The organism is Sphingosinicella soli, from assembly GCF_014199685.1.
In the GTDB taxonomy this organism is placed as follows: domain Bacteria; phylum Pseudomonadota; class Alphaproteobacteria; order Sphingomonadales; family Sphingomonadaceae; genus Sphingosinicella; species Sphingosinicella soli.
Genome location: NZ_JACHNZ010000018.1, coordinates 50,493 through 74,920 on the forward strand (window position 1 = coordinate 50,493; position 24,428 = coordinate 74,920).

Genomic DNA, 24,428 nt, shown 5'->3' on the forward strand with positions numbered 1-24,428 from the left:
CCTTTGCGCACAAGGTCCTTCATGCTGGGTTTTAACGCGCTCGCGAAGCGTATCTTCGGGTCTTCCAACGATCGCTATGTCCGGTCGCTCTCCACCATTGTCCGCAAGATCAACGATCTTGAACCGTCGTTCGAGGTGCTGTCGGACGATCAGCTGAAGGCCAAGACGGACGAGTTTCGTCAGCGCCTTGCGGCCGGCGAAAAGCACGACGCCCTGCTGCCCGAAGCCTTCGCCACGGTGCGCGAGGCTTCGAAGCGCGTTCTGGGCATGCGGCATTTCGACGTGCAGCTTATCGGCGGCATCGTGCTTCATCGCGGCGAGATCGCCGAGATGCGCACGGGCGAGGGCAAGACGCTCGTGGCGACGCTCGCCACGTACCTGAACGCCATCGAGGGCAAGGGCGTCCACGTCGTCACCGTGAACGACTATCTGGCCCGCCGCGATTCCGGCTGGATGGGCAAGATCCACAATTTCCTCGGCCTGTCGGTGGGCGTCATCGTTCCCAACGTCGATGAAGCCACCCGCCGCGCGGCCTACGCGTCGGACATCACCTACGGCACCAACAACGAATTCGGCTTCGATTACCTCCGCGACAATATGAAATACTCGCGCGAGGCGATGGTGCAGCGGCCCTTCAACTTCGCGATCGTCGACGAGGTCGATTCGATCCTGGTGGACGAGGCGCGCACGCCGCTCATCATTTCGGGCCCCACCGAAGACAAGACCGACCTCTATCTCGCCGTGGACGCGGTGGTGAAGGTGCTGCCCAGAGACGCCTACGACGTCGACGAGAAGCAGAAGTCGATCATGCTCACGGAAGACGGCACCGAAGCCGCCGAGCGCGCGCTGGAGGCGGCGGGGCTGCTTGTCGGCGCCAACCTCTACGATTTCGAGAACACGCAGGTCGTCCACCACCTCAACCAGGCGCTGAAGGCCAATGTGATCTTCCGCCGCGACACGGACTATATCGTGAAGGGCGGCAAGGTCGTCATCATCGACGAGTTCACCGGCCGCATGATGGACGGGCGCCGCTGGTCCGACGGTCTGCATCAGGCGGTCGAGGCCAAGGAAGGTGTCGAGATCCAGCCGGAAAACCAGACGCTCGCCTCGATCACCTTCCAGAACTACTTCCGCATGTACCCCAAGCTGGGCGGCATGACCGGCACGGCGGCGACCGAAGCGGCCGAGTTCTACGACATCTATAAGCTGAACACGGTCGAGATCCCCACGAACGTGCCCGTGAAGCGCATCGACGTCGACGACGAGTTCTACAAGAACGCGCAGGACAAGTACGGCGCGATCGTGAAGGCGATCCGCGAGGCGAGCCTGAAGGGCCAGCCGGTGCTCGTCGGCACGGTTTCCATCGAAAAGTCGGAAATGCTCTCCGAGCATCTGACGAAGGAAGGCGTCGAGCACAGCGTGCTCAACGCGCGCTTCCACGAGCAGGAAGCCCGCATCGTCGCGCAGGCGGGCCGGCTCGGCGCCGTCACCATCGCCACCAACATGGCCGGGCGCGGCACGGATATCCAGCTCGGCGGCAACGTGGAGTTCCGCGTCGACGACGAGCTGCAAACGATGCCCGAAGGCCCGGAAAAGGACGCCGAAGTCGAGCGCATCCGTCAGGAGATCGCCGCCGAGCGCGAGGCGGTGAAGGCGGCGGGCGGGCTTTTCGTGCTCGGCACCGAGCGGCACGAGAGCCGCCGCATCGACAACCAGCTGCGCGGCCGTTCGGGCCGACAGGGCGATCCCGGCTTCTCGCGCTTCTATCTCAGCCTCGACGACGACCTGCTGCGCATCTTCGGGCAGCAGTCGATGCTCAACCGCATGATGCAGTCGGGTCTCGAAGAGGGCGAGGCGATCGTCCACCCCTGGATTTCGAAAGCGATCCAGACCGCGCAGCGGAAGGTGGAGGCGCGCAACTACGACATCCGCAAGCAGCTCCTCCAGTACGACGACGTGATGAACGACCAGCGCAAGGTGGTCTACGAACAGCGCGCCGACGTGATGGATTCGGAAACGCTCGGCGACGTCGCCGCCGACATGCGCACGGAAACCGCCAACGACGTGCTGGCGCTGCACTGCCCGGCGGGCACCTATCCCGAACAGTGGAACATCGAGGGGCTGAAGGGCGATCTCCAGCGGCTATTCGCGCTCGACCTGCCGATCGAGACATGGATGGGCGAACAGGCCATCGATCAGGAAATCTTCGCCGAACGCATCGAGCAGGCCGCCAAGGACGTGCTCGAGGCGAAGACGGCGAACATCCCGACCGAAACGTGGACGCAGATCGAAAAGAGCTTCCTGCTCCAGGCAATCGACCATCACTGGAAGGAGCATCTTGCCACGCTCGATGCCCTGCGCGCCGTCATCCATCTGCGCGCCTATGCCCAGAAGCAGCCGATCAACGAATACAAGCAGGAAGCCTTCGCGCTGTTCGAGCGGATGCTCGTGAACATCCGCGAGGAAGTGACGCGCATGCTCAGCCACGCGCAGTTCGAAATGACGCCGCCGCCGCCGATGCCGCGCGCGCCGTCCGAATTCGTCACCACGCATATCGATCCGTTCACCGGCGAGGACGATTCGTTCCCGCACACAGACACGCCCGGGCCGCGTCAGGGCGCCTTGTTGCCGATGCCGGAGGGTCAGGGGCCGGTCGGGCGCAATCAGATGTGTCCTTGCGGCTCCGGGCGCAAATACAAGCACTGCCACGGCGCGAAGGACTGACCGCCGCGCCGGACTCTGCGCGATTCGTGTCACGAGTCGGGCGGGGCGTGCCCGCGAATGTTCCTTTCGTCATGCGGGGCGGAGACAGCGTGAAAGATGCGCGCCGGGCGCGTCGCCGAAGACCCGCAGAGAACCGTCACGAAAGCCGTTGACCTTGGGGGGGCGCACGCATATAAGCCGCGCCCGTACTCGCGGGCTGGTGGTAGGCGTTCGTCCTAGACGCTGTCCTGGAACGGGTTTTTAGAGCTGATAGGCCGCAAGGCCGCGAAATAAGGGTCCGGGTGGGGCCGTTAAGGTGCCCGCCGGGGCCGTTTGCATTTGTCCGCGAATCGATCGCGGATGTTTTGCGCGCGGCTGGTCACGGATGCTCGCATGGATTTGGAAACAAGAGGCTGAAGCGTTAATGCCGACGATCAACCAGCTGGTCCGCAAGGGTCGAAACCCGCAGAAGGCGCGCAACAAGGTGCCGGCGCTTGAGGCGAATCCGCAGAAGCGCGGCGTTTGCACGCGCGTCTATACGACGACCCCGAAGAAGCCGAACTCGGCGCTCCGCAAGGTCGCCAAGATTCGCCTGACCAACGGTTTCGAGGTGATCGGCTACATCCCGGGTGAAGGCCACAACCTTCAGGAACACTCGGTGGTGCTCATTCGCGGCGGCCGCGTGAAGGATTTGCCGGGTGTGCGCTATCACGTGCTCCGCGGCGTGCTTGACACCCAGGGCGTCAAGGACCGCAAGCAGAGCCGTTCGAAATACGGCGCCAAGCGGCCGAAGTAAGGAAACGAAGAAATGGCTCGTCGTCGTCGTCCGGAGAAGCGCGAAATTCTCCCCGATCCCCGCTTCGGGGACATCACGCTCACGAAATTCATGAATCTCGTGATGTATGAGGGCAAGAAGTCGATCGCTGAAACGATCGTCTACACTGCGCTCGACAGCATCGAATCGAAGATGAAGAAGGATCCTGTCGGGATCTTTCACGACGCGCTGAACAACGTGAAGCCGGGCATCGAGGTCCGCAGCCGCCGCGTCGGCGGTGCGACCTATCAGGTGCCCGTCGAGGTGCGTCCGGAGCGTTCGCAGGCGCTGGCGATCCGCTGGCTGATCGCGTCGGCCCGCAACCGCAGCGAGAACACGATGTCGGCGCGCCTTTCGGGCGAGCTGATGGATGCCTCGCAGAACCGCGGCACCGCCGTGAAGAAGCGCGAAGACACACACCGTATGGCCGAGGCGAACCGCGCCTTCGCGCACTACCGCTGGTAAAGAGTAAGGACTGACCGTCATGGCCCGCAGCCATCCGCTCGAGAAATATCGCAATATCGGCATCATGGCGCACATCGATGCCGGTAAGACGACGACGACCGAGCGCATTCTTTATTACACCGGCAAATCCTACAAGATCGGCGAGGTCCATGAGGGCACCGCTACGATGGACTGGATGGAGCAGGAGCAGGAGCGCGGGATCACGATCACGTCCGCTGCGACCACCTGTTTCTGGAACGACCACCGCATCAACATCATCGACACGCCCGGCCACGTCGATTTCACCATCGAGGTGGAGCGCAGCCTTCGCGTGCTCGACGGTGCGGTCGCGTGCTTCGACGGCGTTGCCGGTGTCGAGCCGCAGTCGGAAACGGTGTGGCGCCAGGCGGACAAGTACAAGGTTCCGCGGATGTGCTTCGTCAACAAGCTCGACCGGACCGGCGCCAACTTCGAACGCTGCGTGGAGATGATCAAGGATCGTCTCGGTGCGCGTCCGCTGGTGCTTTACCTTCCGATCGGTATCGAGAGTTCGTTCAAGGGTCTCGTCGATCTCGTCGAGAACCGCGCGATCATCTGGCTCGATGAATCGCTTGGCGCGAAGTTCGAATACCAGGACATTCCGGACGATCTGAAGGATTCCGCCGAACTGGCGCGTCAGGAACTCATCGAGATGGCCGTCGAGCAGGACGATGCCGTCATGGAATCGTACCTCGAAGGCAACATCCCCGATGCCGCGACGCTGAAGGCGCTGATCCGCAAGGGCACGCTGAACTTCTCGTTCGTGCCGGTGCTGTGCGGTTCGGCGTTCAAGAACAAGGGCGTGCAGCCGCTGCTCGACGCCGTCGTCGATTACCTGCCGAGCCCGCTCGACGTGCCGCCGGTGCAGGGCGTCAAGCTGGACGGCGAGACCGTCGATAGCCGCAGGGCTGCCGACGACGAGCCTTTCGCGGCGCTGGCGTTCAAGATCATGACCGATCCGTTCGTCGGCACGCTGACGTTTGCGCGCATCTACTCGGGCAAGCTCGAGGGGTCTTCCACCGTGCTCAACTCGGTGAAGGACAAGAAGGAAAAGATCGGGCGCATGCTGCTCATGCATGCGAACGAGCGCGAAGACATCAAGGAAGCCTTCGCGGGCGACATCGTCGCACTCGTCGGCCTCAAGGAAGTCACCACGGGCGAGACGCTCTGCGCGACGAACGCACCGATCATCCTCGAGCGCATGGAATTCCCCGAGCCCGTCATCGAGGTTGCGGTCGAACCGAAGACCAAGGCCGACCAGGAAAAGATGGGCATCGCGCTCAACCGCCTCGCGCAGGAAGACCCGAGCTTCCGCGTGTCGTCGGACATGGAAAGCGGCCAGACCATCATCAAGGGCATGGGCGAGCTTCATCTCGAGATTCTCGTCGATCGCATGAAGCGCGAGTTCAAGGTCGAAGCGAATGTGGGCGCGCCGCAGGTGGCGTATCGCGAATCGCTCGCTCGCAAGGTCGATATCGACTACACGCACAAAAAGCAGTCGGGTGGTTCGGGTCAGTTCGGCCGTGTGAAGATGACGGTCGCACCGGGCGAGCGTGGCCAGGGTGTGGTGTTCGTCGACGAGGTCAAGGGCGGCAACGTGCCGCGCGAGTACATTCCGTCGGTCGAAAAGGGCATTCGCGAGATTGCCGCATCGGGTTCGCTGATCGGCTTTCCGATCATCGACTTCACCGCGACGCTGACGGACGGCGCCTATCACGACGTCGACTCGTCGGCGATGGCGTTCGAAATCACCGGCCGCGGCGCGATGCGCGAAGCAGCGCAGAAATCCGGCATCAAATTGCTTGAGCCGGTGATGAAGGTTGAAGTGGTGACCCCCGAGGATTACCTCGGCGACGTCATCGGCGATCTGAATTCACGGCGTGGCCAGATTCAGGGCACCGACAGTCGCGGCAACGCACAGGTTGTCGAGGCGATGGTGCCGCTGGCGAATATGTTCGGCTACGTGAACCAGCTCCGGTCCTTTACGCAGGGACGGGCGCAGTACTCGATGCAGTTCAGTCATTACGAAGAAGTCCCGGCGAACGTCGCCGAGGAAGTAAAGGCGAAGCTCGCCTGATTTTGGGTTGGCCGACGAGGCCTGGGACAGCAGAAGACAAGAGGGTTTAAGAGATGGCGAAAGCGAAGTTTGAGCGCAACAAGCCGCACTGCAACATCGGCACCATCGGTCACGTCGACCATGGCAAGACGACGCTGACTGCGGCGATCACGAAGGTTCTGGCGGAATTCGGCGGCGCGACGTTCACCGATTACGCCAACATCGACAAGGCTCCCGAAGAGCGCGAGCGCGGCATCACGATCTCGACGGCGCACGTCGAGTACGAGACGGATGCACGTCACTACGCGCACGTCGATTGCCCGGGCCACGCCGATTATGTGAAGAACATGATCACCGGTGCGGCGCAGATGGACGGCGCGATCCTCGTCGTGAACGCTGCCGACGGCCCGATGCCGCAGACCCGCGAGCACATCCTGCTCGCGCGTCAGGTCGGCGTGCCGGCGCTGGTCGTCTATCTCAACAAGGTCGATCAGGTCGACGACGCCGAGCTTCTGGAGCTTGTCGAGCTTGAGGTTCGTGAGCTGCTCTCGAAGTATGATTTCCCGGGCGACGACATTCCGATCGTCAAGGGTTCGGCGCTTGCCGCTCTTGAAGGCCGCGATGACGAAATCGGCAAGAATTCGATCCTCGAGCTGATGAAGGCCGTCGACGAGGCCATTCCGCAGCCGGCGCGTCCGCTCGACCGTCCGTTCCTGATGCCGATCGAAGACGTGTTCTCGATCTCGGGCCGCGGCACCGTCGTTACGGGCCGCGTCGAGTCGGGCATCGTCAAGGTTGGTGAGGAAGTCGAGATCGTCGGCATCCGTCCGACGACGAAGACCGTCGTCACCGGCGTGGAAATGTTCCGCAAGCTGCTCGATCAGGGCCAGGCCGGCGACAACATCGGCGCGCTGCTGCGTGGTACGAAGCGTGAAGACGTCGAGCGCGGCCAGGTTCTCTGCAAGCCGGGCACGATCACGCCGCACACCGAGTTCAACGCGAACGTCTATGTGCTGTCGAAGGATGAAGGCGGCCGTCACACGCCGTTCTTCGCGAACTACCGTCCGCAGTTCTACTTCCGCACCACCGACGTCACCGGAGAGGTTGTTCTCCCCGAGGGCACCGAGATGGTGATGCCGGGCGACAACGTGCAGCTCGGCGTGAAGCTGATTGCGCCGATCGCCATGGACCAGGGTCTCCGCTTCGCCATTCGCGAAGGCGGCCGTACCGTGGGTTCGGGCGTCGTGGCGGAAATCACGAAGTAAGCGAAAGCATATCGCCGGTCCGGCACGAAAACGTGCCGGACCGGTTTGCTTTTGCCGGTTGGTTTGAGAAGGCCGAAATTGGTCGGCCGAATAAAGGTTTGAACGGGTACCCGCATGGAAACGCAGAATATTCGCATCCGCCTGAAGGCCTTCGATCACCGCGTGCTCGATCAGGCGACGGGCGAAATCGCCGACACGGCGAAGCGGACGGGCGCGATGGTCCGCGGACCCATCCCGATGCCGACGCGCATCGAGAAGTTCACCGTGAACCGCTCGCCGCACGTCGACAAGAAGTCGCGCGAGCAGTTTGAGGTTCGCACCTACAAGCGCCTGCTGGACATTGTTCAGCCGACGCCGCAAACGGTGGACGCGCTGATGAAGCTCGACCTTGCCGCAGGTGTGGATGTCGAGATCAAGTTGCAGGCCTAGCCTGATTTTTTAACTCAAGCCCGCTGCACGCAGCGGGCCTCTGAATAGGAAGGGACAAGATCATGCGCACTGGCGTGATCGCAAAGAAGGTGGGAATGACCCGGCTGTTCAAGGATGACGGCCGGCACGTTCCTGTGACGGTCCTCAGCCTCGAAGGCTGTCAGGTCGTTGCGCAGCGCACTGCGGATCGTGACGGTTATGTCGCGCTTCAGCTCGGTGCCGGCACCGCGAAGGTTAAGAACGTCGCCAAGCCGCAGCGCGGTCACTTCGGCAAGGCCGAAGTCGAACCGAAGGCGCAGGTTGTCGAATTCCGCGTCTCCGAAGATGCGCTCGTCGATGTGGGTGCCGAACTTTCGGCCGACCATTTCGTTGCGGGTCAGTATGTCGACATCACGGGTTCCACGCAGGGCAAAGGCTTCGCCGGCGCCATGAAGCGTTGGGGTTTCAGCGGTCTGCGTGCAACGCACGGCGTGTCGGTGTCGCACCGTTCGCATGGTTCGACCGGACAGCGTCAGGATCCCGGCAAGGTCTTCAAGAACAAGAAGATGGCCGGCCACATGGGCGCCCGCAATCGCACCCAGCAGAACCTGGAAATCGTGGGCACCGATACCGCGCGCGGTCTCATCTTCGTCAAGGGTTCGGTTCCCGGTCACAAGGGCGGCTGGCTCGAAGTTCGCGACGCCGTGAAGGTCGCGCGTCCGGGCGAAGCGCCGTATCCGGCCTCTGTCCGCAGCGCCAACAACAATGAAGCGGCGCCCGCCGAGGTTCCGGCGGAAACGCCGGCCGAGACGGTCGAAACCGCCACCGACGGCCAGGAGGGCTGAACATGAAGGTCAAAGTACAGACCCTCGACGGCAAAACCGGTTCCGATGATGTCGAACTGAACGACGAGATCTTCGGTCTCGAACTTCGCGCCGACATTCTGCACCGCGTCGTCAACTGGCAGCTCGCCAACCGTCGCGGCTATGCCCGCGCGGCGCGCGAGCGCAGCGATGTCGCGCGCACCGGCAAGAAGTTCGGTCGCCAGAAGGGCGGCGGCACGGCCCGTCACGGCAACCGTCGCGCGCCGATCTTCATCGGCGGCGGCAAGGCCCACGGTCCGCGCGCGCGCTCGTTCGAGCAGAGCCTCAACAAGAAGATCCGCGTGCTCGGTCTCAAGACCGCGCTTTCGGTGAAGGCCCGCGAAGGCAAGCTCATCGTCGTCAAGGATCTCGAGCTGAAGGATGCAAAGACGAAGGCGCTGCGCGAACAGCTCGGCAAGCTTGGCATCACCAGCGGTCTTTTCATCGACGGCGATACGCCCGCGAACTTCCGCCTGGCCTGCGCGAACCTCTACAAGGTGGACGTGCTCCCGGTGATCGGCGCGAACGTCTACGACATCCTCAATCACGACACGCTCGTCCTCACGACATCGGCGGTCGAAAAGCTGGAGGCGCGCTTCAATGGCTAAGGCTGCGAAGAAGGCCGAGATCGCGCTGGAGCACTACGACGTGATCCTGGCGCCGATTATCACCGAAAAGTCGACGCAGGTGTCGGAATACAACCAGGTTGTGTTCCACGTCGCGAAGACCGCGACCAAGCCTGACATCAAGGCAGCGGTCGAAGCGCTGTTCGATGTCAAGGTGAAGGGCGTGAACACGCTCATCGCCAAGGGCAAGACGAAGCGCTGGAAGGGTCAGCGCTACATCCGCTCCGATGCGAAAAAAGCCGTCGTGACGCTCGCCGAAGGCGAGTCGATCGACGTGACCACGGGAATCTAGGCCATGGCGCTCAAATCCTATAATCCGACCAGCCCGGCGCGGCGTGGTCTCATCCTTGTCGACAAGTCGCAGCTCTTCAAGGGCAAGCCCGTAAAGGGCCTGACCGAAGGCCTGCACAAGTCCGGCGGCCGCAACAACCAGGGCCACGCCACCGCGCGCGGCATCGGCGGCGGTCACAAGCGTCGTTATCGCATCGTCGATTTCAAGCGTCGCAAGTGGGACATGACTGCGGTTGTGGAGCGGATCGAATACGATCCCAACCGCACCGCGTTCATCGCGCTCGTGAAGTACGAGGATGGCGAAATCACGTACATTCTCGCGCCGCAGCGTCTTGCCGTCGGCGACAGCATCGTCGCGGGCAAGAAGACGGACGTGAAGCCGGGCAACGCGATGGAAATCGGCCAGATGCCGGTGGGCACGATCGTCCACAATGTCGAGATGAAGCCCCGCAAGGGCGGTCAGATCGCACGCAGCGCCGGCACCTATGTGCAGGTGGTGGGTCGTGATCGCGGCATGGCGATCGTTCGTCTGGGTTCGGGTGAGCAGCGTTACGTCCCCGCCGATTGCATGGCGACGGTCGGTGCGGTGTCGAACCCCGACAATTCGAACCAGAACCTCGCGAAGGCCGGCCGCAACCGCTGGCTCGGCAAGCGTCCGCTGACACGCGGTGTCGCGAAGAACCCGGTCGATCACCCGCACGGCGGCGGCGAAGGCCGCACCTCGGGCGGCCGTCATCCGGTGACGCCGTGGGGCAAGCCGACCAAGGGCGCGAAGACGCGCAACCGCAAGAAAGCGTCGAACGCGATGATCATCCGGTCGCGTCACGCGAAGAAGAAGAGGTAAGCCATGGCGCGTTCCGTCTGGAAGGGTCCGTTCGTCGACCTGCACCTTCTGAAGAAGGCCGAGACCGCCCAGGATTCCGGTGCGCGTGCGCCGATCAAGACCTGGTCGCGCCGCTCGACGATCCTGCCGCAGTTCGTCGGTCTCACCTTCAATGTCTACAACGGCAAGAAGTTCGTACCGGTGACGGTCAACGAGGATATGGTGGGCATGAAGCTCGGCGAGTTCGCGCCGACGCGCACCTTTTTCGGCCACACCGCCGACAAGAAGGCGAAGAGGTAAGCGATGAGCAAGGCTGCAAACCCACGCCGTGTCGGCGAGCGCGAAGCGCTCGCGGTGGCGACGACCGTTCGCGGTTCGGCTTACAAGCTGAACCTCGTCGCCGGTCTCATTCGCGGCAAGAAAGCCGGCGAAGCGCTCAACATCCTCACCTTCTCCACGAAGGCGATGGCGGTTGACGTTCGCAAGGTTCTCGCCTCGGCGATCGCGAACGCTGAAAACAACCACAACCTCGACGTCGATGCGCTCGTGGTGAAGGAAGCCAGTGTCGGCAAATCGATCACGATGAAGCGCTGGACGCCCCGTGCGCGCGGTCGCTCGGCGAAGATCATGAAGCCGATCAGCCGCATCCGCATCATTGTGCGCGAAGCGGACGAAGAGGCAGGAGCGTAATATGGGTCACAAGACTTCCCCCATCGGTCTGCGGCTGCAGATCAACCGCACCTGGGACTCGCGCTGGTTCGCGGACGGCGACGATTACGGCCGCATGCTTCTCGAGGATCTCAAGATCCGCAACTTCGTGATGAAGACGCTGCCGCAGGCTGCGATCTCGAAGGTGGTGATCGAGCGTCCCGCCAAGCTGTGCCGCGTGTCGGTCTATGCGGCGCGTCCGGGTGTCATCATCGGCAAGAAGGGCGCGGACATCGACAAGCTGCGCAAGCAGATCGCTGCGATGACGTCGAGCGAGGTGTCGCTCAACATCGTCGAGATCCGCAAGCCGGAGGTTGATTCCAAGCTCGTAGCGCAGTCGGTCGCCGATCAGCTCGTGCGCCGCGTTGCGTTCCGCCGCGCCATGAAGCGGGCCGTTCAGTCGGCGCTGCGTCTCGGCGCGGAGGGCATCAGGATCACCTGCTCGGGTCGTCTCGGCGGTGCCGAAATCGCACGGACGGAATGGTACCGTGAAGGCCGCGTTCCGCTGCACACGCTGCGCGCGAACGTGGACTACGCGGAAGCTCAGGCTCACACGGCTTACGGCGTTTGCGGGGTAAAGGTCTGGATCTTCAAGGGTGAGATCCTCGACCACGACCCGCTCGCTCAGGACCGGATCATGATGGATGCACAGACGTCGGGAGTTCGGCCGGCGCGGTAAGGTCGAAAGACCATACCTGCGTCGCCTGATCGAGGACCGATTCCTGTCAGAAGGCGATAAAAGATGCTGCAACCAAAACGCACCAAGTTCCGCAAGGCCCACAAGGGTCGCATTCACGGCAATGCCAAGGGTGGCACCGAACTCAACTTCGGCGCCTACGGCCTGAAGGCGCTCGAGCCGGAGCGTGTCACCGCGCGCCAGATCGAATCCGCGCGCCGTGCGATCACGCGCCATATCAAGCGCCAGGGCCGTCTCTGGATCCGTATCTTCCCGGACGTTCCGGTCTCCCGCAAGCCTGCCGAAGTCCGCATGGGCTCGGGCAAGGGCGCGCCGGAATACTGGGTCGCCCGCGTGAAGCCGGGCCGCGTGATGTTCGAGCTTGACGGCGTCAGCTACGAGGTCGCCGCCGGCGCCTTCGAGCGCGCCGCCGCGAAGCTCCCGATCAAGACGAAGCTGATCGCTCGTCTTGGCGACCAGCACTAAGGAGGGGATGCAGCCATGAAGCACGCAGACCTCAAGACGAAGACCGACGACCAGCTTTCTGCCGATCTTGCGCAGCTGAAGAAGGAGCAGTTCAACCTGCGCTTCCAGGCAGCGACCGGCCAGCTGGAAAAGGCGAGCCGTGTGCGCGAGGTGCGCCGCACCATCGCGCGTATTCGGACGCTGCAGAACGAACGCGGTCGCGCCAGCGCCGCTGCCGAAGCCTGAAGGGAATAACGATGCCGAAACGCGTCCTCGTCGGGCAGGTAGTCTCCGACAAGACCGACAAGACGGTGGTTGTGAAGGTCGAACGCCGGGTTCAGCACCCGCTGTACGGCAAGATCATCCGCCGCTCGAAGAAATATCACGCGCACGATGAAGCCAATGCCTTCAAGGCCGGCGACACCGTGCGGATCGAAGAATGTGCGCCGATCTCCAAGCTGAAGACGTGGCGCGTCACGGAAAAGGTGAGCTGACATGATCCAGATGCAGACGAACCTCGAGGTCGCGGACAACAGCGGCGCGAAAAGGGTGCAGTGCATCAAGGTGCTCGGCGGCTCGAAGCGCCGTTTCGCAACCGTCGGCGACGTGATCGTCGTCTCGGTGAAGGAAGCGACGCCGCGCGGCCGCGTGAAGAAGGGTGACGTGCACCGCGCCGTCATCGTTCGCACCGCGAAAGACATCCGCCGCGCCGACGGCACCGTGATCCGCTTCGATTCGAACGCGGCCGTGCTCATCAACAAGAGCGAGGAGCCGATCGGCACCCGCATCTTCGGGCCGGTGGTGCGCGAACTGCGTGCCAAGAAGCACATGAAGATCATCAGCCTTGCGCCGGAGGTCCTCTAAATGTCGGCAGCGAAGATCAAGAAGGGTGACCGCGTCGTGGTCCTGTCCGGCAAGGACAAGGGCAAGCACGGCGATGTCGTGAAGTCGCTTCCCAAGGACGGCAAGCTCGTCGTGTCGGGCATCAACATGATGGTCCGCCACGTGAAGCCGAGCCAGTCCAATCCGCAGGGCGGGCTGGAGCGTCGCGAGGCGCCGATCCACGCGTCCAAGGTGGCGCTGGAAGACCCGAAGACCGGCAAGCCGACGCGTGTCGGTTTCCGTATCGAGAAAGACGGCAGCAAGGTGCGTGTCGCCAAGCGGTCGGGTGAGGTGATCAATGGCTAAGGCAGAACGCGTGCAGCCGCGCCTTAAGAAGGTGTATGAAGACAAGGTGCGCGCCGAGCTCACCGAGCGCTTCGGCTACAAGAACGGCATGGAAGTGCCGGGCATCGAGAAGATCGTGCTCAACATGGGCGTGGGCGATGCGACGCAGGACAAGAAGCGCATCGATGCCGCGCTGAACGAGATGATGCTGATTGCCGGTCAACGCCCGGTGGTCACCAAGGCACGCGTCTCGATCGCGCAGTTCAAGCTGCGCGAAGGTATGCCGATCGGCGTGAAGGTGACGCTCCGGTCTGACCGCATGTGGGAATTCCTCGATCGTCTCATCAACATTGCGCTGCCGCGCGTTCGCGACTTCCGGGGCGTGAACCCCAAGTCGTTCGACGGCCGCGGCAACTATGCGATGGGCATCAAGGAGCAGATCGTGTTCCCGGAGATCAACTATGACCAGGTCGAAAAGGTCCGGGGCATGGATGTGATCATCACCACCACCGCGAAGACGGACGAGGAAGGTCGCGAGCTGCTGCGTGCGCTCAACATGCCCTTCACCGACCGCGACGAAACCCAGAAGGCCGCGTAAGCGCGGCCGCTAGAGGAGCTGAACTTAAGTCATGGCGAAACTGAGTTCGATCAACAAGAACGAGCGTCGGAAGAAGCTCGTAAAGCAATATGCGGGCAAGTATGCCCGTCTGAAAGCGATCGCGAACGACGAGAGCAACGACGAGACGGAGCGTCTGATGGCGCGCCTGAAGCTCGCCGAGATCCCGCGCAACGCAAACCCGACGCGCATCCGCAACCGGTGTGAACTCACCGGACGTTCGCGTGCGTATTACCGCAAATTCCGCTTGAGCCGCATCATGCTCCGGGAACTGGCCAACAAGGGTCTGATTCCGGGTGTGACGAAGTCGAGCTGGTAAGGAAAGGATCGATCCAATGTCGATGACCGATCCGCTGGGCGATATGCTGACCCGCATCCGCAATGGTCAGCAGGCCCGCAAGGACTCTGTTCTCACGCCCGCCTCCAAGCTGCGCAGCCACGTTCTGGACGTGCTGCAGCGTGAGGGCTTCATCCGCGGCTATACCGCCGCAGACACCGGCCAGGCGATGCGCGAGATTCGTATCGATCTCAAGTATTTCGAAGGCCAGCCGGCGATCCAGCACCTGCAGCGCGTCTCGAAGCCGGGCCGCCGCGTCTATTCGGGCGCGAAGGACTTGCCGCGAGTGCGCAACGGGCTGGGTATCACCATCGTTTCGACGCCGAAGGGTGTTCTGTCAGACGCGGAAGCGCGCGAGCAGAACGTCGGCGGCGAAGTGCTCTGCCAGGTCTTCTAGGGGTAACGCGATGTCACGCATTGGAAAACGACCCGTGAGCGTACCCGCCGGCGTCACTGCGACGCTGGAGGGCGGACTGCTCTCCGTGAAGGGCCCGAAGGGTGAGCTTAGCCTCGTCACGCACGACGACATCAGCTATGCTCTCGAGGATGGCCGCATCTCCGTGGGTCCGGCGAACGCGTCAAGGCGCGCCCGCGACTTCTGGGGCATGCAGCGCACGCTCGTGCAGAACCTGGTGACGGGTGTCACGGAGGGCTTCACGAAAACGCTGGAGATCACCGGCGTCGGCTACCGCGCGAATGCGCAGGGCAGCACGCTGAAACTGCAGCTCGGCTACAGCCACGATGTCGACTTCGCGATCCCCGAAGGGATCACGGTGAAGACGCCGGATCAGACCACGGTCGAGATTTCGGGGATTGATCGGCAGCAGGTCGGTCAGGTGGCTGCAGAAATCCGTCGTTGGCGGAAGCCGGAGCCCTACAAGGGCAAGGGCATCAAGTACCGCGGCGAATTCATCTTCCGCAAAGAAGGCAAGAAGAAGTAGCGATGGGCAAGAAACTCACACCATTCGATCAGCGCCGCCGCCGCGTGCGGACGGGGCTTCGGCTGAAGGCCGGGGCGCGTCCCCGTCTGTCGGTGCACCGCTCGTCGCAGCATATCTATGCGCAGATCATCGACGACGCGGCGGGCAAGACGCTCGCGTCGGCCTCCACGCTGGACAAGGACGTGAAGGGCAAGGCGGGCACGACCGTCGATGCGGCGACCGATGTCGGCAAGCGTCTCGCCGAACGGGCGAAGGCAGCGGGCGTGACGAAGGTTGTTTTCGATCGTGGCGGCTTTCTGTTCCACGGCCGGGTGAAGGCACTCGCCGAGGCGGCGCGCGAAGGCGGATTGGAGTTCTAGTATGGCTGACGAAACCCAGATCGACGCCCCCGAGGCGGAAGCTGTCGAGACCGAAGGCCGGGGCCGTCGGGGTCGCGGCGGACAGGGCCGTGACGGCGCCGGTGGCGGACGTGGTGGGCGTCGCGACGATCGCGGCGGCCGCGGCAATCGCCGTGAACCGCGCCAGGACGCGGGCGAGGAGCTGATCGAAAAGCTCGTCCACATCAACCGCGTCTCGAAGACGGTGAAGGGCGGCAAGCGCTTCGGCTTTGCAGCGCTCGTCGTCGTCGGCGACGGCAAGGGCCGCGTCGGCTTCGGCCACGGCAAGGCCCGCGAAGTGCCGGAAGCGATTTCGAAGGGCACCGCCGCCGCCAAGAAGGCGATGGTTCGCGTGCCGCTGCGCGACGGCCGCACGCTGCACCACGATGGCTTCGGCCATTTCGGCGCGGGCAAGGTCTATGTGCGCTCGGCGCCGCAGGGCACCGGCATCATCGCCGGCGGTCCGATGCGCGCCGTGTTCGAAAGCCTCGGCGTTGCCGACGTCGTCACGAAGTCGGTTGGCACCAACAACCCCTACAACATGATCCGCGCGACCTTCGAGGCGCTGAAGGAACAGACCTCGCCCAAGGCCGTCGCCCAGCGCCGCGGCAAGAAGATCGCCGACCTCATCGGTCGTCGTGGAGATGTGTCCGGCGCCGCCGTGCAGGTCGAAGCCGACGCGGTCACGGAGTAAGTCATCATGGCGAAGATCAAGATCAAGCAGGTGGGTTCGCCCATCCGCCGCACCAAGGACCAGCGCGCAACGCTCGTCGGGCTCGGCCTCAACAAGCTTCACCGCATGTCTGAGCTGGAGGACACGCCCGAAGTTCGCGGCATGATCCGCAAGGTCCAGCACATGGTGCAGGTGGTAGAGTAGTTATCGGCCCCCTCTCCCTCCGCCACCCGTCCGCGGGGAGGGTTGGGGAGAGGGGCTATCAACAACGCGCGAACATAGCGAAAGCGAGTGCACACCATGAAACTACACGATCTCAAGGACAACAAGGGCGCCCGCAAGAGCCGGACGCGCGTTGCGCGCGGCATCGGTTCGGGCCTCGGCAAGACTGCGGGACGCGGCCAGAAGGGCCAGACCAGCCGTTCGGGCGTCGCCATCAACGGTTTCGAGGGCGGCCAGATGCCGCTCCACATGCGTCTGCCGAAGCGCGGGTTCAACAACCCGTTCGGCAAGGATTATGCGATCGTCAACGTCGGCACGATCCAGCGCGCGATCGATGAAAAGAAGCTCGACGCGAAGGCCGCCATCGGCGCTGCGGAGCTGCTTGCGGCGAACCTGGTGCGCAAATCGAAGCACGGTGTCAGCCTGCTCGGCAAGGGCGAGCTGAAGGCGAAGCTCGACATCACGGTTGCGCGCGCGTCGAAGGGTGCGCTCGAAGCGGTCGAGAAGGCCGGCGGCAAGGTCACGACGACGGTTGCCGCTCAGTCCGCAGAGGGCTGACACGGATTTTTCGGGGCGTGGGCATGGCGCAAAGCCGTCCCGCGCCCTATCTAGTTCCGGTCGCCGGCCGTATCGGGGGCAGGGCAGAGCTTTTTCCGGGGTAACGTGATGGCGTCAGCAGCCGAACAACTCGCAGCCAATCTCAATTGGGGTTCGTTCTCCAAGGCGACCGACCTCAAGAAGCGGCTGTGGTTCACGCTCGGCGCGCTGATCGTGTTCCGCCTGTGCTCGTTCGTGCCGCTGCCCGGCATCGATCCCATTCAGCTCGAGCTTCTGTTCGATCAGACGCGCGGCGGCGTGCTCGATTTCGTCAACATGTTCTCGGGCGGCGCGCTCGAACGCATGTCGATCGTCGCGCTCAACATCATGCCCTACATCACGGCCTCGATCATCGTTCAGCTGATGACCTCGCTGTCGCCCACGATGGCGCAGCTGAAGAAAGAGGGCGAGAGCGGCCGCAAGAAGATCAACCAGTACACGCGCTACGGCACCGTGGCGCTCACGCTGTTCCAGGGCTACGGCATCGCGGTCGGCCTCGAAGGCTGGGGCGCGGGGCAGGGCGCGTCCGCCGTGCTCGATCCGGGCTGGTTCTTCCGCATCACCACGATGATCACGCTGCTCGGCGGCACCATGTTCCTGATGTGGCTGGGCGAGCAGATCACCGCGCGCGGCATCGGCAACGGCATTTCGCTCATCATCATGGCGGGCATCGTCGCGACGCTCCCGGGCGCGCTTGCCGGTCTCTTCGAGCAGGGCCGCACGGGCGCGATGTCGGGCGTTTTCATCATCGCCATTCTGGTCGGCGTCATCCTGCTCATCGCCGGCATCTGCTTCATGGAGCGCGCGCAGCGGCGCATCCTCGTGCAATATCCCAAGCGCCAGGTGGGCAACCGCATGTCGCAGGGCGAAAGCTCGCATTTGCCGCTGAAGCTCAACACCGCGGGCGTCATTCCGCCGATCTTCGCCTCGTCGCTGCTGCTGATGCCGCTCACGGTCGCGCAGTTCGCGGGGCAGAATTCGCAGAACGAATGGATGATCGCGGTCACCACGGCGCTGCAGCACGGCTCGCCGCTCTACATGTCGCTCTATGCGTTCGGCATTATCTTCTTCTGTTTCTTCTACACGGCGGTCGTCTTCAATCCTGAGGAAACGGCCGACAATCTGAAGCGGCAGGGCGGCTTCATTCCCGGCATCCGTCCGGGCGAGAAGACGACGCAGTATCTGGATTATGTGCTCACGCGCATCACCGTGGTCGGCGCGGCGTATCTCACGCTCATCTGCCTTATCCCTGAATTCCTGATCTCGTCGTTCGCGCTTCCGTTCTATTTCGGCGGCACTTCCCTTCTCATCGTCGTCAACGTAACGATGGATACGGTTGCGCAGATCCAGTCGCATCTGCTTGCGCACCAGTACGAGGGGCTTATCAAGAAGGCGAAGCTGAGGGGGAATCGGCGTTGAACATCATACTGCTCGGCCCGCCGGGGGCGGGTAAGGGCACGCAGGCTGCAAGGCTCGTCGAAGAGCGCGGCATGGTGCAGCTTTCGACCGGCGACATGCTCCGCGCTGCGGTGAAGGCCGGAACGCCCGTGGGTCTCAAGGCCAAGGCGGTGATGGATGCGGGCCAGCTCGTTTCCGACGCGATCGTCTCCGACCTCATCGGCGACAAGCTCGACGAGATCGGCGCCGATGCCGGAGCGATCTTCGATGGATATCCACGCACGGCGGCGCAGGCGGAATCGCTCGATGCGATCCTCAAGGCGCGGGGCCGCAGCCTCGATCACGTCATCGAACTCGATGTCGACGAAAACGCCCTGGTCGAGCGCGTCACCGGCCGCTTCACCTGCGCGGCATGCGGCGAGGGCTACCACGACCGCTTCAAGCAGCCGAAGGCCGAGGGCGTCTGCGACGTCTGCGGCGGCGCCGAGTTCAAGCGGCGCCCCGACGACAACGCCGAGACGGTGCGCACGCGCATGGCCGAATACCGCGCCAAGACCGCGCCGATCCTGCCGATCTACGACGCGCGCGGCCTCGTGAAGCGCATCGACGGCATGGCCGACATGAACGACGTCGCCGCCAGCATCTCGGCCATTCTGGACGCCTGACGCGCTCCGGTGCACACTCCGCCTGAAGGAACCGGCGGGCGATCATGGCGATTATCGGACCCCTGAAACTTAAGGCGCAGATCTTCTGCGGCGGCGAACCCGCGATCGGCCCCGGCAAGGCGGATCTTCTGGAAGCCATCGATCGCGAGGGCTCGATCTCGGGGGCGGGCCGCGCACTGGGGATGAGCTACCGCCGCACATGGCTGCTGGTCGACAGCCTCAACCGCTGCTGGAAGGAGCGCGTCGTGGAAACCACGGCGGGCGGGGGCGCGGACAAGGGCGCCCGCCTCACCCTGTTCGGGCGCGCCCTGCTCGGCCGCTACCGCGCATTCGAGGCGAAACTTGCCGAAGTGACGGCCGACCCCGCCTACCGTGATCTGCTGGCGCTGTTGCGGGACGAGCCCTTACCGCCTCACACCTGAGCCGCTCAAGGCGCGCGCGCGACCATCACGTCGATGCTGTTCGTCGCTGCATTGCTGATCTGCAGCACATAGGTTCCGGCGGGCAAGGCAAAATCCACGATCTTGCGGATTCCGGAGCACGCAGGGCCGTGACCATGCGCGATGGAAGCAACCGGCTTCCCGCCGGAGAGAACATCGATCCAGCCGCCCGCGCCCAGCGATACGCGCCACGTCCCGGCTTCCGGCGTCTCGAACCGTAGTACGCCGCCAAAGCTGTCAGGCTTCGTCTCACGCTCAGGCGCCGAGGTGAACGTCACCTCTGATGTGGGCTTGAGCGCCGCGCGTGCCGGGATCCCGGCGGTCAGCGCGGCATCTTTCGACAGCGGGGCGGGCGCAGCCGACCATGTCGCCAGCTCGGGCGGCAACGGCGCCGCATCGGTCGGGCAATGCGTCTGCGCAAGCGCCGGTCCAGCGATCAGAAAGCCGACCCCTGCCGCCCAAGCCATTGTAAAACGTGCCACGCCTGTCTCCTGTCTATTGCTATATTCGTTCGTATATAGCATTGCCGCGCCGCGACTCAATCGACACGTTTGACGAAAAGGGGGAACGAGATGCGCGCAATTTTCATGCCGGTGCTGCTGATCGCTGCGGCGCCTGCCGCACTCCACGCGGCCGAGGTGGAAACTGCCGGGCCGTTCACGCTTGGCCAGATCATCGTCACCGCGCCCGCGCAGGAGGACATCGCCATCGCGGGGTCCACGCTGTCGTCGGAGGCGATCTACAGCTTCAATCGCAATTCGCTCGACGAGGCCGTCAGCCTTATGCCCGGTGTCTCGGCGTCGACCAGCGGCGGTTCTCGCAACGAGCGGCTGATCTTCGTGCGGGGGTTCGATCGCTTCCAGGTTCCGCTCTCGGTCGATGGTATCCGCGTCTATCTCCCTGCCGACAACCGGCTGGACTACGGCCGCTTCCTCACGCCCGACCTCGCCGAGGTGCAGGTCGCGAAGGGCTATGCCTCGGTGCTGGACGGTCCGGGCGCGATGGGCGGCGCGGTCAACCTCGTCACGCGCAAGCCAACCAAGGCGATCGAGGCCGAGGTGCGCGGCACGTTCTCGCTCGACCGCGATGTCGATTATGCGGGCTACAACGTCTTCGCGCTTGTCGGCACGAAGCAGGACATGGGGTACGTGCAGGCGTCCTACACGCGCAATTTTCAGGATCACTGGGATCTGCCCGGCAGCTTCGCGCCGACCGCGTCCGAGGACGGCGGCGCGCGTGATTTCTCGCGCACGCGCGACTGGCGGGTCAACGTGAAGCTCGGTCTCACGCCCAACGCGACCGACGAATACTCGATCAGTTACACGCGGCAGGAAGGCTCGAAAAACGCACCGCTCCACGTTTCCGACACCGTTGCCTCCCAGCGCAACTGGGTATGGCCGTACTGGAATATCGAAAGCATTTACGTCCTGTCATCGACAGCACTCGGCGACCGCGCCACGCTGAAGACGCGCCTCTATCGCAACACGTTCGACAATTTGCTCGCCGCCTACGACGACGTCACGCAAACGACGCAAACCCGGCCACGCGCGTTCAATTCCTACTACAAGGACGAAGCCTGGGGCGGCTCGGCGGAGCTTGGCGTTGATCTCACCGATGCGAACCGTCTCAGCGTCGCCGCGCATTATCGCCGCGATCGTCACGTCGAGTTCCAGCAGAGCTTCCCGGCGGGAACCACGGAGCCCGATCAGGTAAATCTCGAGGAGACATGGAGCGTTGCTGCTGAAAACCGCCTCGCGCTTTCACCCACGGTCAGCGTCACCGCCGGCGCGAGCGTCGACTGGCGCGACCTCAAACGCGCCGAGGAGTATGGCAGCGTTCCGGGCCAGAATGGCAACCTCCTGTTCTCCTATCCCATCCGAAACAGCAGCGCGCTGAACGGTCAGGGCCGGCTCGTCTGGACGCCGGACGCGATGACGCGCATCCATGCGAGCATCTCGTCACGCGCGCGTTTCCCGTCGATCTTCGAGCGTTTCAGCTCGCGCTTCGGCGGCGCCACCTCGAACCCGGATCTGAAGGCCGAGCGCGCCCTCAACGCCGAGATCGGCGGCAGCCGCCGGATCGGCGGCGTGTGGGTGGAAGGCGCCGCCTTTTATGCGCGTCTCACGAACGTGATCGTCGCCTTCCCGGCGATCATCACGGTCTGCACTGCGCCCGGCGTCTGCGATCCGCAGGCCGTCACGCAGAGCCGCAACCTCGGCAAGGGGGAGAATTACGGCGTCGAGCTTGCGGTCGATGCACGCCTTGGGAACACGCTCGGCGTGGGCGCCAATTACACGTGGACGCACCGGAACCTCGACGATCCGTCGAACGCGGCGTTCCAGCCCACGGGCGTACCGGAGCACAAGGCGTTCGTCTGGGCAGACTGGTCGCCGTTCCCGCGCGTGCACATCGTGCCCAACGTCGATATCGCGTCGCGCCGATGGACTGTGAACACCGCTGGCACGCGCTACGACAAGACGGGCCGCCATGTGCTTGCAAATCTGCGTGTCGATTTCGACGTGATGGAAAACGTCACGCTTGGACTGGGCGCGCGCAACCTCTTCGACGACGGCTATCAGCTCACCGACGGCTTTCCCGAGCCGGGAAGGAGCGTCTTTGCCAGCCTGCGCGCCCGTCTCTAAGGCTGTTTCGACGGCTTCACCATCAGCAGCCCCAGAAAGCTGACCACCGCCGCGCCCGCGAGATAGAGCCCCACCGGGGTCAGTCCGCCGCGGTCGGAAAGCGCCTGCGCGATGTTGGGCGCGAGCCCGCCGCCCAGGATGCCGCCCACGTTGAACGCGATCGATGCGCCCGTGTAGCGCACGCGCGCAGGAAACAGCCCGGGCAGGAACGCCCCGAGCGGCCCGTACACGAACCCCATCACGAGCAGCGCGAGCGACAGGTACAGGAACACCGGCAGCAGCGCGCCGCCTTCCATCATCGGCGCCATCAGAAGGCCGGTCGGCACCGTGGCGATGCAGCCCGCCATCAGGATGAAGCGCGGCGTCTTCACGTCGGAAAGCCAGCCCGCGATCAGGATGCCGATCGCCATGAACAGGATCGCGCCGAGCAGGATCGACAGGAACGTCTCGCGCGGGATAGCCAGCGTCGTCGTGCCGTAGCCGAGCGCGAAGGCGGTCGCGAGGTAGAAGATCGCGAAGCAGCACACGACGGCGAGCGTGCCCGCAAGCGTTTCGCGCCAATGGTCTTTCAGCAGCAGCGCGAGCGGCACCTTGGGCGGCGGGCCCTGTTCCATCGCGGCGGCGAAGGCGGGCGTTTCGGTCAGCTTCAGGCGCACCCAGAGCCCGACGCCCACGAGCACGGCGCTTGCAAGAAACGGCAGCCGCCATCCCCACGCGAAGAACTGCTCCTGCGTCAGCGTCAGCCCCAGGATCAGGAACAGGCCGTTCGCCGCAATGAAACCCACCGGCGCGCCGAGCTGCGGAAACATGCCGAAGCGGCCGCGCCAGCCCGGCGGCGCGTTCTCCACCGCCAGCAGCGCCGCGCCGCCCCACTCGCCGCCGAGACCGAGCCCCTGGCCGAAGCGCAGCAGGCACAGCAGCAGCGGCGCGATCCACCCGGCGGTGTGGTATGTCGGCAGGAAAGCGATCGCGAGCGTCGAGGCGCCCATCAGCATCAGCGAGGCGACAAGCGTGGATTTGCGCCCGATGCGGTCGCCGAAGTGGCCGAACAGGCTCGCGCCGAGCGGCCGCGCGATGAAGGCGATGCTGAAGCTCGCATAGGCCATCATCAGCTGGACGGACGGGGAGTCCGACGGAAAGAACAGCGGCCCGAACACCAGCGCCGCCGCCGTCACATAGATATAGAAATCGTAAAACTCGACCGCCGTGCCGACCAGGCTCGCGGTCAGCACGCGCCGCGTCGACGGCGTAAAGTCACGTGTTCCGGCCATGCCGCGTCTCCCCCGGACTGCTTTTTGCTGGCAATGGCGATGGAGCGCTGTTTTGGCGGCGTCAACCGTTCATGTGCGGCGCGGCCATGGCGATGCTTTTTCCGCCGCAGGGGAACCTGCCTGCCCGCCTGCCGTTCCCTTGGGAACACTGATCCGGAATATTCCTGATGGCGTTCGCCCCGTGAACCGAGATAACGAGCGCCTTTCGTCGCCCTTCGCGGCGCCGCGAACGACGCTTGGTCCCGGCGACCTGCTTGCGCTCGTTATTGGAATTGTCGTCGGTGCGGGTATTTTTCGCACGCCCTCGCTGGTCGCGGGCGCTGCGGAAAGCGCCTCCGCAATGCTTGCCGTGTGGGCGGCGGGCGGGGTGCTCTCGATCATCGGTGCGCTCTGCTATGCCGAGCTGGCCTCCACGTATCCCAACATGGGCGGCGATTATCATTTTCTTGGCCGCGCTTTCGGCAGGCGATTGGCTTTCTTTTATGCCTGGGCCCGTCTCGCGGTGATCCAGACCGGCTCGATCGCGCTTCTCGCCTATATCGTCGGCGATTATCTCGCCGGGATCGCGAGCGTCGGTCCGGCGTCGCCTACGCTTTATGCGGCTCTTGCGGTGATCGCCGTCACCGCGCTCAACTGGGCGGGCGTCCGGTTCGGGGCGGGCGCGCAGCGCTGGCTGACGGGGGTAGAGATTCTGGGGCTGGTGCTCGTCATCGCGGCGGGGCTTTCGCTCTCGACGGCGGAGGCGCAGCCGCTGTCCCCGCCAGCCGGGGGCGGCATCGGCCTCATGCTGGTGTTCGTGCTGCTCACCTAGGTGTTTAGTCCCTCGTTTTGATGGTGCGGTTCTCTGATAAACCGTTTTGGCTGCTCGGACCATATTTTGCAGACATATTCATATGGGGTG

General features: G+C 64.0%; 33 protein-coding genes. 31 read left to right on the forward strand and 2 right to left on the reverse strand.

The annotated features are described in order from the left end of the window. Positions 1-21 precede the first annotated feature (21 nt). The 29 genes from secA (at position 22) to GGQ98_RS09230 (ending at position 19,596) form a co-directional block, all read left to right on the forward strand. Positions 22-2,724 (forward strand): preprotein translocase subunit SecA, encoded by a 2,703-nt coding sequence (gene secA, locus GGQ98_RS09090; protein WP_184068344.1) that lies wholly within the window; start codon positions 22-24, stop codon positions 2,722-2,724. Between the two features lie 403 nt (positions 2,725-3,127). Next, positions 3,128-3,499, forward strand: a complete 372-nt coding sequence (gene rpsL / locus GGQ98_RS09095; RefSeq protein ID WP_121047240.1) for a 30S ribosomal protein S12 — start codon at positions 3,128-3,130, stop codon at positions 3,497-3,499. Between the two features lie 12 nt (positions 3,500-3,511). Continuing rightward, positions 3,512-3,982 carry a 30S ribosomal protein S7 gene (gene rpsG / locus GGQ98_RS09100; protein WP_184068347.1) on the forward strand — a complete coding sequence of 157 codons (471 nt, stop codon included), beginning with the start codon at positions 3,512-3,514 and terminating at the stop codon, positions 3,980-3,982. 19 nt (positions 3,983-4,001) lie between these two features. Next, complete coding sequence (gene fusA, locus GGQ98_RS09105; RefSeq protein ID WP_184068350.1) at positions 4,002-6,077, forward strand: elongation factor G; 2,076 nt, start codon at positions 4,002-4,004, stop codon at positions 6,075-6,077. A 53-nt stretch (positions 6,078-6,130) separates the two neighbouring features. Further along, on the forward strand, positions 6,131-7,321 hold the full coding sequence (tuf, locus tag GGQ98_RS09110) for an elongation factor Tu (protein ID WP_184068353.1): 1,191 nt from the start codon (positions 6,131-6,133) through the stop codon (positions 7,319-7,321). 114 nt (positions 7,322-7,435) lie between these two features. Next, positions 7,436-7,750 (forward strand): 30S ribosomal protein S10, encoded by a 315-nt coding sequence (gene rpsJ / locus GGQ98_RS09115; protein ID WP_121047244.1) that lies wholly within the window; start codon positions 7,436-7,438, stop codon positions 7,748-7,750. 62 nt (positions 7,751-7,812) lie between these two features. Continuing rightward, positions 7,813-8,574 carry a 50S ribosomal protein L3 gene (gene rplC / locus GGQ98_RS09120; RefSeq protein ID WP_184068355.1) on the forward strand — a complete coding sequence of 254 codons (762 nt, stop codon included), beginning with the start codon at positions 7,813-7,815 and terminating at the stop codon, positions 8,572-8,574. 2 nt (positions 8,575-8,576) lie between these two features. Then, complete coding sequence (gene rplD / locus GGQ98_RS09125) at positions 8,577-9,200, forward strand: 50S ribosomal protein L4 (RefSeq protein ID WP_184068358.1); 624 nt, start codon at positions 8,577-8,579, stop codon at positions 9,198-9,200. Then, positions 9,193-9,510 carry a 50S ribosomal protein L23 gene (locus GGQ98_RS09130; RefSeq protein WP_184068361.1) on the forward strand — a complete coding sequence of 106 codons (318 nt, stop codon included), beginning with the start codon at positions 9,193-9,195 and terminating at the stop codon, positions 9,508-9,510. Before rplD ends, GGQ98_RS09130 begins: the two co-directional genes overlap by 8 nt. A 3-nt stretch (positions 9,511-9,513) precedes the next feature. Beyond that, a complete protein-coding gene (rplB, locus tag GGQ98_RS09135; protein WP_184068363.1) occupies positions 9,514-10,353 on the forward strand; it encodes a 50S ribosomal protein L2 in 840 nt (279 codons plus the stop codon). A 3-nt stretch (positions 10,354-10,356) separates the two neighbouring features. Continuing rightward, on the forward strand, positions 10,357-10,632 hold the full coding sequence (rpsS, locus tag GGQ98_RS09140) for a 30S ribosomal protein S19 (protein ID WP_184068366.1): 276 nt from the start codon (positions 10,357-10,359) through the stop codon (positions 10,630-10,632). Positions 10,633-10,635: 3 nt separating this feature from the next. Beyond that, a complete protein-coding gene (rplV, locus tag GGQ98_RS09145; protein WP_184068369.1) occupies positions 10,636-11,022 on the forward strand; it encodes a 50S ribosomal protein L22 in 387 nt (128 codons plus the stop codon). A 1-nt stretch (position 11,023) separates the two neighbouring features. Beyond that, on the forward strand, positions 11,024-11,719 hold the full coding sequence (gene rpsC / locus GGQ98_RS09150) for a 30S ribosomal protein S3 (RefSeq protein WP_184068372.1): 696 nt from the start codon (positions 11,024-11,026) through the stop codon (positions 11,717-11,719). A gap of 63 nt (positions 11,720-11,782) precedes the next feature. Beyond that, positions 11,783-12,202, forward strand: coding sequence for a 50S ribosomal protein L16 (gene rplP / locus GGQ98_RS09155; protein WP_121047252.1), 420 nt, complete (start codon positions 11,783-11,785; stop codon positions 12,200-12,202). Between the two features lie 15 nt (positions 12,203-12,217). Beyond that, the gene (gene rpmC / locus GGQ98_RS09160; protein ID WP_121047253.1) at positions 12,218-12,427 is read left to right on the forward strand and encodes a 50S ribosomal protein L29; all 210 of its coding nucleotides are present in this window, start codon (positions 12,218-12,220) and stop codon (positions 12,425-12,427) included. Between the two features lie 11 nt (positions 12,428-12,438). Beyond that, positions 12,439-12,675: a 30S ribosomal protein S17 gene (rpsQ, locus tag GGQ98_RS09165; protein ID WP_121047254.1), complete on the forward strand. Its 237-nt coding sequence runs from the start codon at positions 12,439-12,441 to the stop codon at positions 12,673-12,675. 1 nt (position 12,676) lies between these two features. Then, complete coding sequence (gene rplN / locus GGQ98_RS09170; protein ID WP_184068375.1) at positions 12,677-13,045, forward strand: 50S ribosomal protein L14; 369 nt, start codon at positions 12,677-12,679, stop codon at positions 13,043-13,045. Continuing rightward, positions 13,046-13,369, forward strand: a complete 324-nt coding sequence (rplX, locus tag GGQ98_RS09175) for a 50S ribosomal protein L24 (protein ID WP_184068378.1) — start codon at positions 13,046-13,048, stop codon at positions 13,367-13,369. Beyond that, positions 13,362-13,946 (forward strand): 50S ribosomal protein L5, encoded by a 585-nt coding sequence (gene rplE / locus GGQ98_RS09180; RefSeq protein WP_184068381.1) that lies wholly within the window; start codon positions 13,362-13,364, stop codon positions 13,944-13,946. Before rplX ends, rplE begins: the two co-directional genes overlap by 8 nt. A 31-nt stretch (positions 13,947-13,977) precedes the next feature. Beyond that, positions 13,978-14,283: a 30S ribosomal protein S14 gene (rpsN, locus tag GGQ98_RS09185; protein ID WP_184068384.1), complete on the forward strand. Its 306-nt coding sequence runs from the start codon at positions 13,978-13,980 to the stop codon at positions 14,281-14,283. A gap of 16 nt (positions 14,284-14,299) precedes the next feature. After that, positions 14,300-14,698 carry a 30S ribosomal protein S8 gene (gene rpsH, locus GGQ98_RS09190; RefSeq protein ID WP_184068387.1) on the forward strand — a complete coding sequence of 133 codons (399 nt, stop codon included), beginning with the start codon at positions 14,300-14,302 and terminating at the stop codon, positions 14,696-14,698. A 10-nt stretch (positions 14,699-14,708) separates the two neighbouring features. Beyond that, a complete protein-coding gene (gene rplF, locus GGQ98_RS09195) occupies positions 14,709-15,242 on the forward strand; it encodes a 50S ribosomal protein L6 (RefSeq protein WP_184068390.1) in 534 nt (177 codons plus the stop codon). 2 nt (positions 15,243-15,244) lie between these two features. Then, positions 15,245-15,601: a 50S ribosomal protein L18 gene (rplR, locus tag GGQ98_RS09200; RefSeq protein ID WP_184068393.1), complete on the forward strand. Its 357-nt coding sequence runs from the start codon at positions 15,245-15,247 to the stop codon at positions 15,599-15,601. A gap of 1 nt (position 15,602) precedes the next feature. Beyond that, entirely contained in the window at positions 15,603-16,313 is a 711-nt protein-coding gene (gene rpsE, locus GGQ98_RS09205; protein ID WP_184068396.1) for a 30S ribosomal protein S5, read from the forward strand. A 6-nt stretch (positions 16,314-16,319) separates the two neighbouring features. Continuing rightward, complete coding sequence (gene rpmD, locus GGQ98_RS09210) at positions 16,320-16,496, forward strand: 50S ribosomal protein L30 (RefSeq protein ID WP_184068399.1); 177 nt, start codon at positions 16,320-16,322, stop codon at positions 16,494-16,496. A 96-nt stretch (positions 16,497-16,592) separates the two neighbouring features. Further along, on the forward strand, positions 16,593-17,072 hold the full coding sequence (gene rplO / locus GGQ98_RS09215) for a 50S ribosomal protein L15 (protein ID WP_184068402.1): 480 nt from the start codon (positions 16,593-16,595) through the stop codon (positions 17,070-17,072). Between the two features lie 108 nt (positions 17,073-17,180). Beyond that, the gene (gene secY / locus GGQ98_RS09220; protein WP_184068405.1) at positions 17,181-18,530 is read left to right on the forward strand and encodes a preprotein translocase subunit SecY; all 1,350 of its coding nucleotides are present in this window, start codon (positions 17,181-17,183) and stop codon (positions 18,528-18,530) included. Then, the gene (locus tag GGQ98_RS09225; protein ID WP_184068408.1) at positions 18,527-19,174 is read left to right on the forward strand and encodes an adenylate kinase; all 648 of its coding nucleotides are present in this window, start codon (positions 18,527-18,529) and stop codon (positions 19,172-19,174) included. The genes secY and GGQ98_RS09225 overlap by 4 nt, the downstream gene beginning before the upstream one ends. Positions 19,175-19,218: 44 nt before the next feature. Then, complete coding sequence (locus tag GGQ98_RS09230; RefSeq protein ID WP_184068411.1) at positions 19,219-19,596, forward strand: winged helix-turn-helix domain-containing protein; 378 nt, start codon at positions 19,219-19,221, stop codon at positions 19,594-19,596. Positions 19,597-19,601: 5 nt separating this feature from the next. On the opposite strand, the gene GGQ98_RS09235 is transcribed toward GGQ98_RS09230, so the two are convergent. Beyond that, positions 19,602-20,096, reverse strand: coding sequence for a homogentisate 1,2-dioxygenase (locus tag GGQ98_RS09235; RefSeq protein WP_184068414.1), 495 nt, complete (start codon positions 20,094-20,096; stop codon positions 19,602-19,604). Positions 20,097-20,186: 90 nt separating this feature from the next. On the opposite strand from GGQ98_RS09235, the gene GGQ98_RS09240 reads away from it, so the two are divergent. Then, entirely contained in the window at positions 20,187-22,256 is a 2,070-nt protein-coding gene (locus GGQ98_RS09240) for a TonB-dependent receptor plug domain-containing protein (protein WP_184068417.1), read from the forward strand. Here GGQ98_RS09240 and GGQ98_RS09245 read toward each other — a convergent pair. Then, on the reverse strand, positions 22,253-23,527 hold the full coding sequence (locus tag GGQ98_RS09245) for an MFS transporter (protein ID WP_184068420.1): 1,275 nt from the start codon (positions 23,525-23,527) through the stop codon (positions 22,253-22,255). The two genes, GGQ98_RS09240 and GGQ98_RS09245, sit on opposite strands and share 4 nt — an antisense overlap. A 181-nt stretch (positions 23,528-23,708) precedes the next feature. Between GGQ98_RS09245 and GGQ98_RS09250 the strand changes: the two genes are divergently transcribed. Further along, entirely contained in the window at positions 23,709-24,338 is a 630-nt protein-coding gene (locus GGQ98_RS09250; protein WP_341534169.1) for an APC family permease, read from the forward strand. Positions 24,339-24,428: the final 90 nt, after the last annotated feature.

Coding starts and splice junctions, on each gene's coding strand:
- secA (WP_184068344.1), top strand. CDS start 22: ATGCTGGGTTTTAACGCGCTCGCGAAGCGTATCTTCGGGTCTTCCAAC.
- rpsL (WP_121047240.1), top strand. CDS start 3,128: ATGCCGACGATCAACCAGCTGGTCCGCAAGGGTCGAAACCCGCAGAAG.
- rpsG (WP_184068347.1), top strand. CDS start 3,512: ATGGCTCGTCGTCGTCGTCCGGAGAAGCGCGAAATTCTCCCCGATCCC.
- fusA (WP_184068350.1), top strand. CDS start 4,002: ATGGCCCGCAGCCATCCGCTCGAGAAATATCGCAATATCGGCATCATG.
- tuf (WP_184068353.1), top strand. CDS start 6,131: ATGGCGAAAGCGAAGTTTGAGCGCAACAAGCCGCACTGCAACATCGGC.
- rpsJ (WP_121047244.1), top strand. CDS start 7,436: ATGGAAACGCAGAATATTCGCATCCGCCTGAAGGCCTTCGATCACCGC.
- rplC (WP_184068355.1), top strand. CDS start 7,813: ATGCGCACTGGCGTGATCGCAAAGAAGGTGGGAATGACCCGGCTGTTC.
- rplD (WP_184068358.1), top strand. CDS start 8,577: ATGAAGGTCAAAGTACAGACCCTCGACGGCAAAACCGGTTCCGATGAT.
- GGQ98_RS09130 (WP_184068361.1), top strand. CDS start 9,193: ATGGCTAAGGCTGCGAAGAAGGCCGAGATCGCGCTGGAGCACTACGAC.
- rplB (WP_184068363.1), top strand. CDS start 9,514: ATGGCGCTCAAATCCTATAATCCGACCAGCCCGGCGCGGCGTGGTCTC.
- rpsS (WP_184068366.1), top strand. CDS start 10,357: ATGGCGCGTTCCGTCTGGAAGGGTCCGTTCGTCGACCTGCACCTTCTG.
- rplV (WP_184068369.1), top strand. CDS start 10,636: ATGAGCAAGGCTGCAAACCCACGCCGTGTCGGCGAGCGCGAAGCGCTC.
- rpsC (WP_184068372.1), top strand. CDS start 11,024: ATGGGTCACAAGACTTCCCCCATCGGTCTGCGGCTGCAGATCAACCGC.
- rplP (WP_121047252.1), top strand. CDS start 11,783: ATGCTGCAACCAAAACGCACCAAGTTCCGCAAGGCCCACAAGGGTCGC.
- rpmC (WP_121047253.1), top strand. CDS start 12,218: ATGAAGCACGCAGACCTCAAGACGAAGACCGACGACCAGCTTTCTGCC.
- rpsQ (WP_121047254.1), top strand. CDS start 12,439: ATGCCGAAACGCGTCCTCGTCGGGCAGGTAGTCTCCGACAAGACCGAC.
- rplN (WP_184068375.1), top strand. CDS start 12,677: ATGATCCAGATGCAGACGAACCTCGAGGTCGCGGACAACAGCGGCGCG.
- rplX (WP_184068378.1), top strand. CDS start 13,046: ATGTCGGCAGCGAAGATCAAGAAGGGTGACCGCGTCGTGGTCCTGTCC.
- rplE (WP_184068381.1), top strand. CDS start 13,362: ATGGCTAAGGCAGAACGCGTGCAGCCGCGCCTTAAGAAGGTGTATGAA.
- rpsN (WP_184068384.1), top strand. CDS start 13,978: ATGGCGAAACTGAGTTCGATCAACAAGAACGAGCGTCGGAAGAAGCTC.
- rpsH (WP_184068387.1), top strand. CDS start 14,300: ATGTCGATGACCGATCCGCTGGGCGATATGCTGACCCGCATCCGCAAT.
- rplF (WP_184068390.1), top strand. CDS start 14,709: ATGTCACGCATTGGAAAACGACCCGTGAGCGTACCCGCCGGCGTCACT.
- rplR (WP_184068393.1), top strand. CDS start 15,245: ATGGGCAAGAAACTCACACCATTCGATCAGCGCCGCCGCCGCGTGCGG.
- rpsE (WP_184068396.1), top strand. CDS start 15,603: ATGGCTGACGAAACCCAGATCGACGCCCCCGAGGCGGAAGCTGTCGAG.
- rpmD (WP_184068399.1), top strand. CDS start 16,320: ATGGCGAAGATCAAGATCAAGCAGGTGGGTTCGCCCATCCGCCGCACC.
- rplO (WP_184068402.1), top strand. CDS start 16,593: ATGAAACTACACGATCTCAAGGACAACAAGGGCGCCCGCAAGAGCCGG.
- secY (WP_184068405.1), top strand. CDS start 17,181: ATGGCGTCAGCAGCCGAACAACTCGCAGCCAATCTCAATTGGGGTTCG.
- GGQ98_RS09230 (WP_184068411.1), top strand. CDS start 19,219: ATGGCGATTATCGGACCCCTGAAACTTAAGGCGCAGATCTTCTGCGGC.
- GGQ98_RS09240 (WP_184068417.1), top strand. CDS start 20,187: ATGCGCGCAATTTTCATGCCGGTGCTGCTGATCGCTGCGGCGCCTGCC.
- GGQ98_RS09245 (WP_184068420.1), bottom strand. CDS start 23,527: ATGGCCGGAACACGTGACTTTACGCCGTCGACGCGGCGCGTGCTGACC.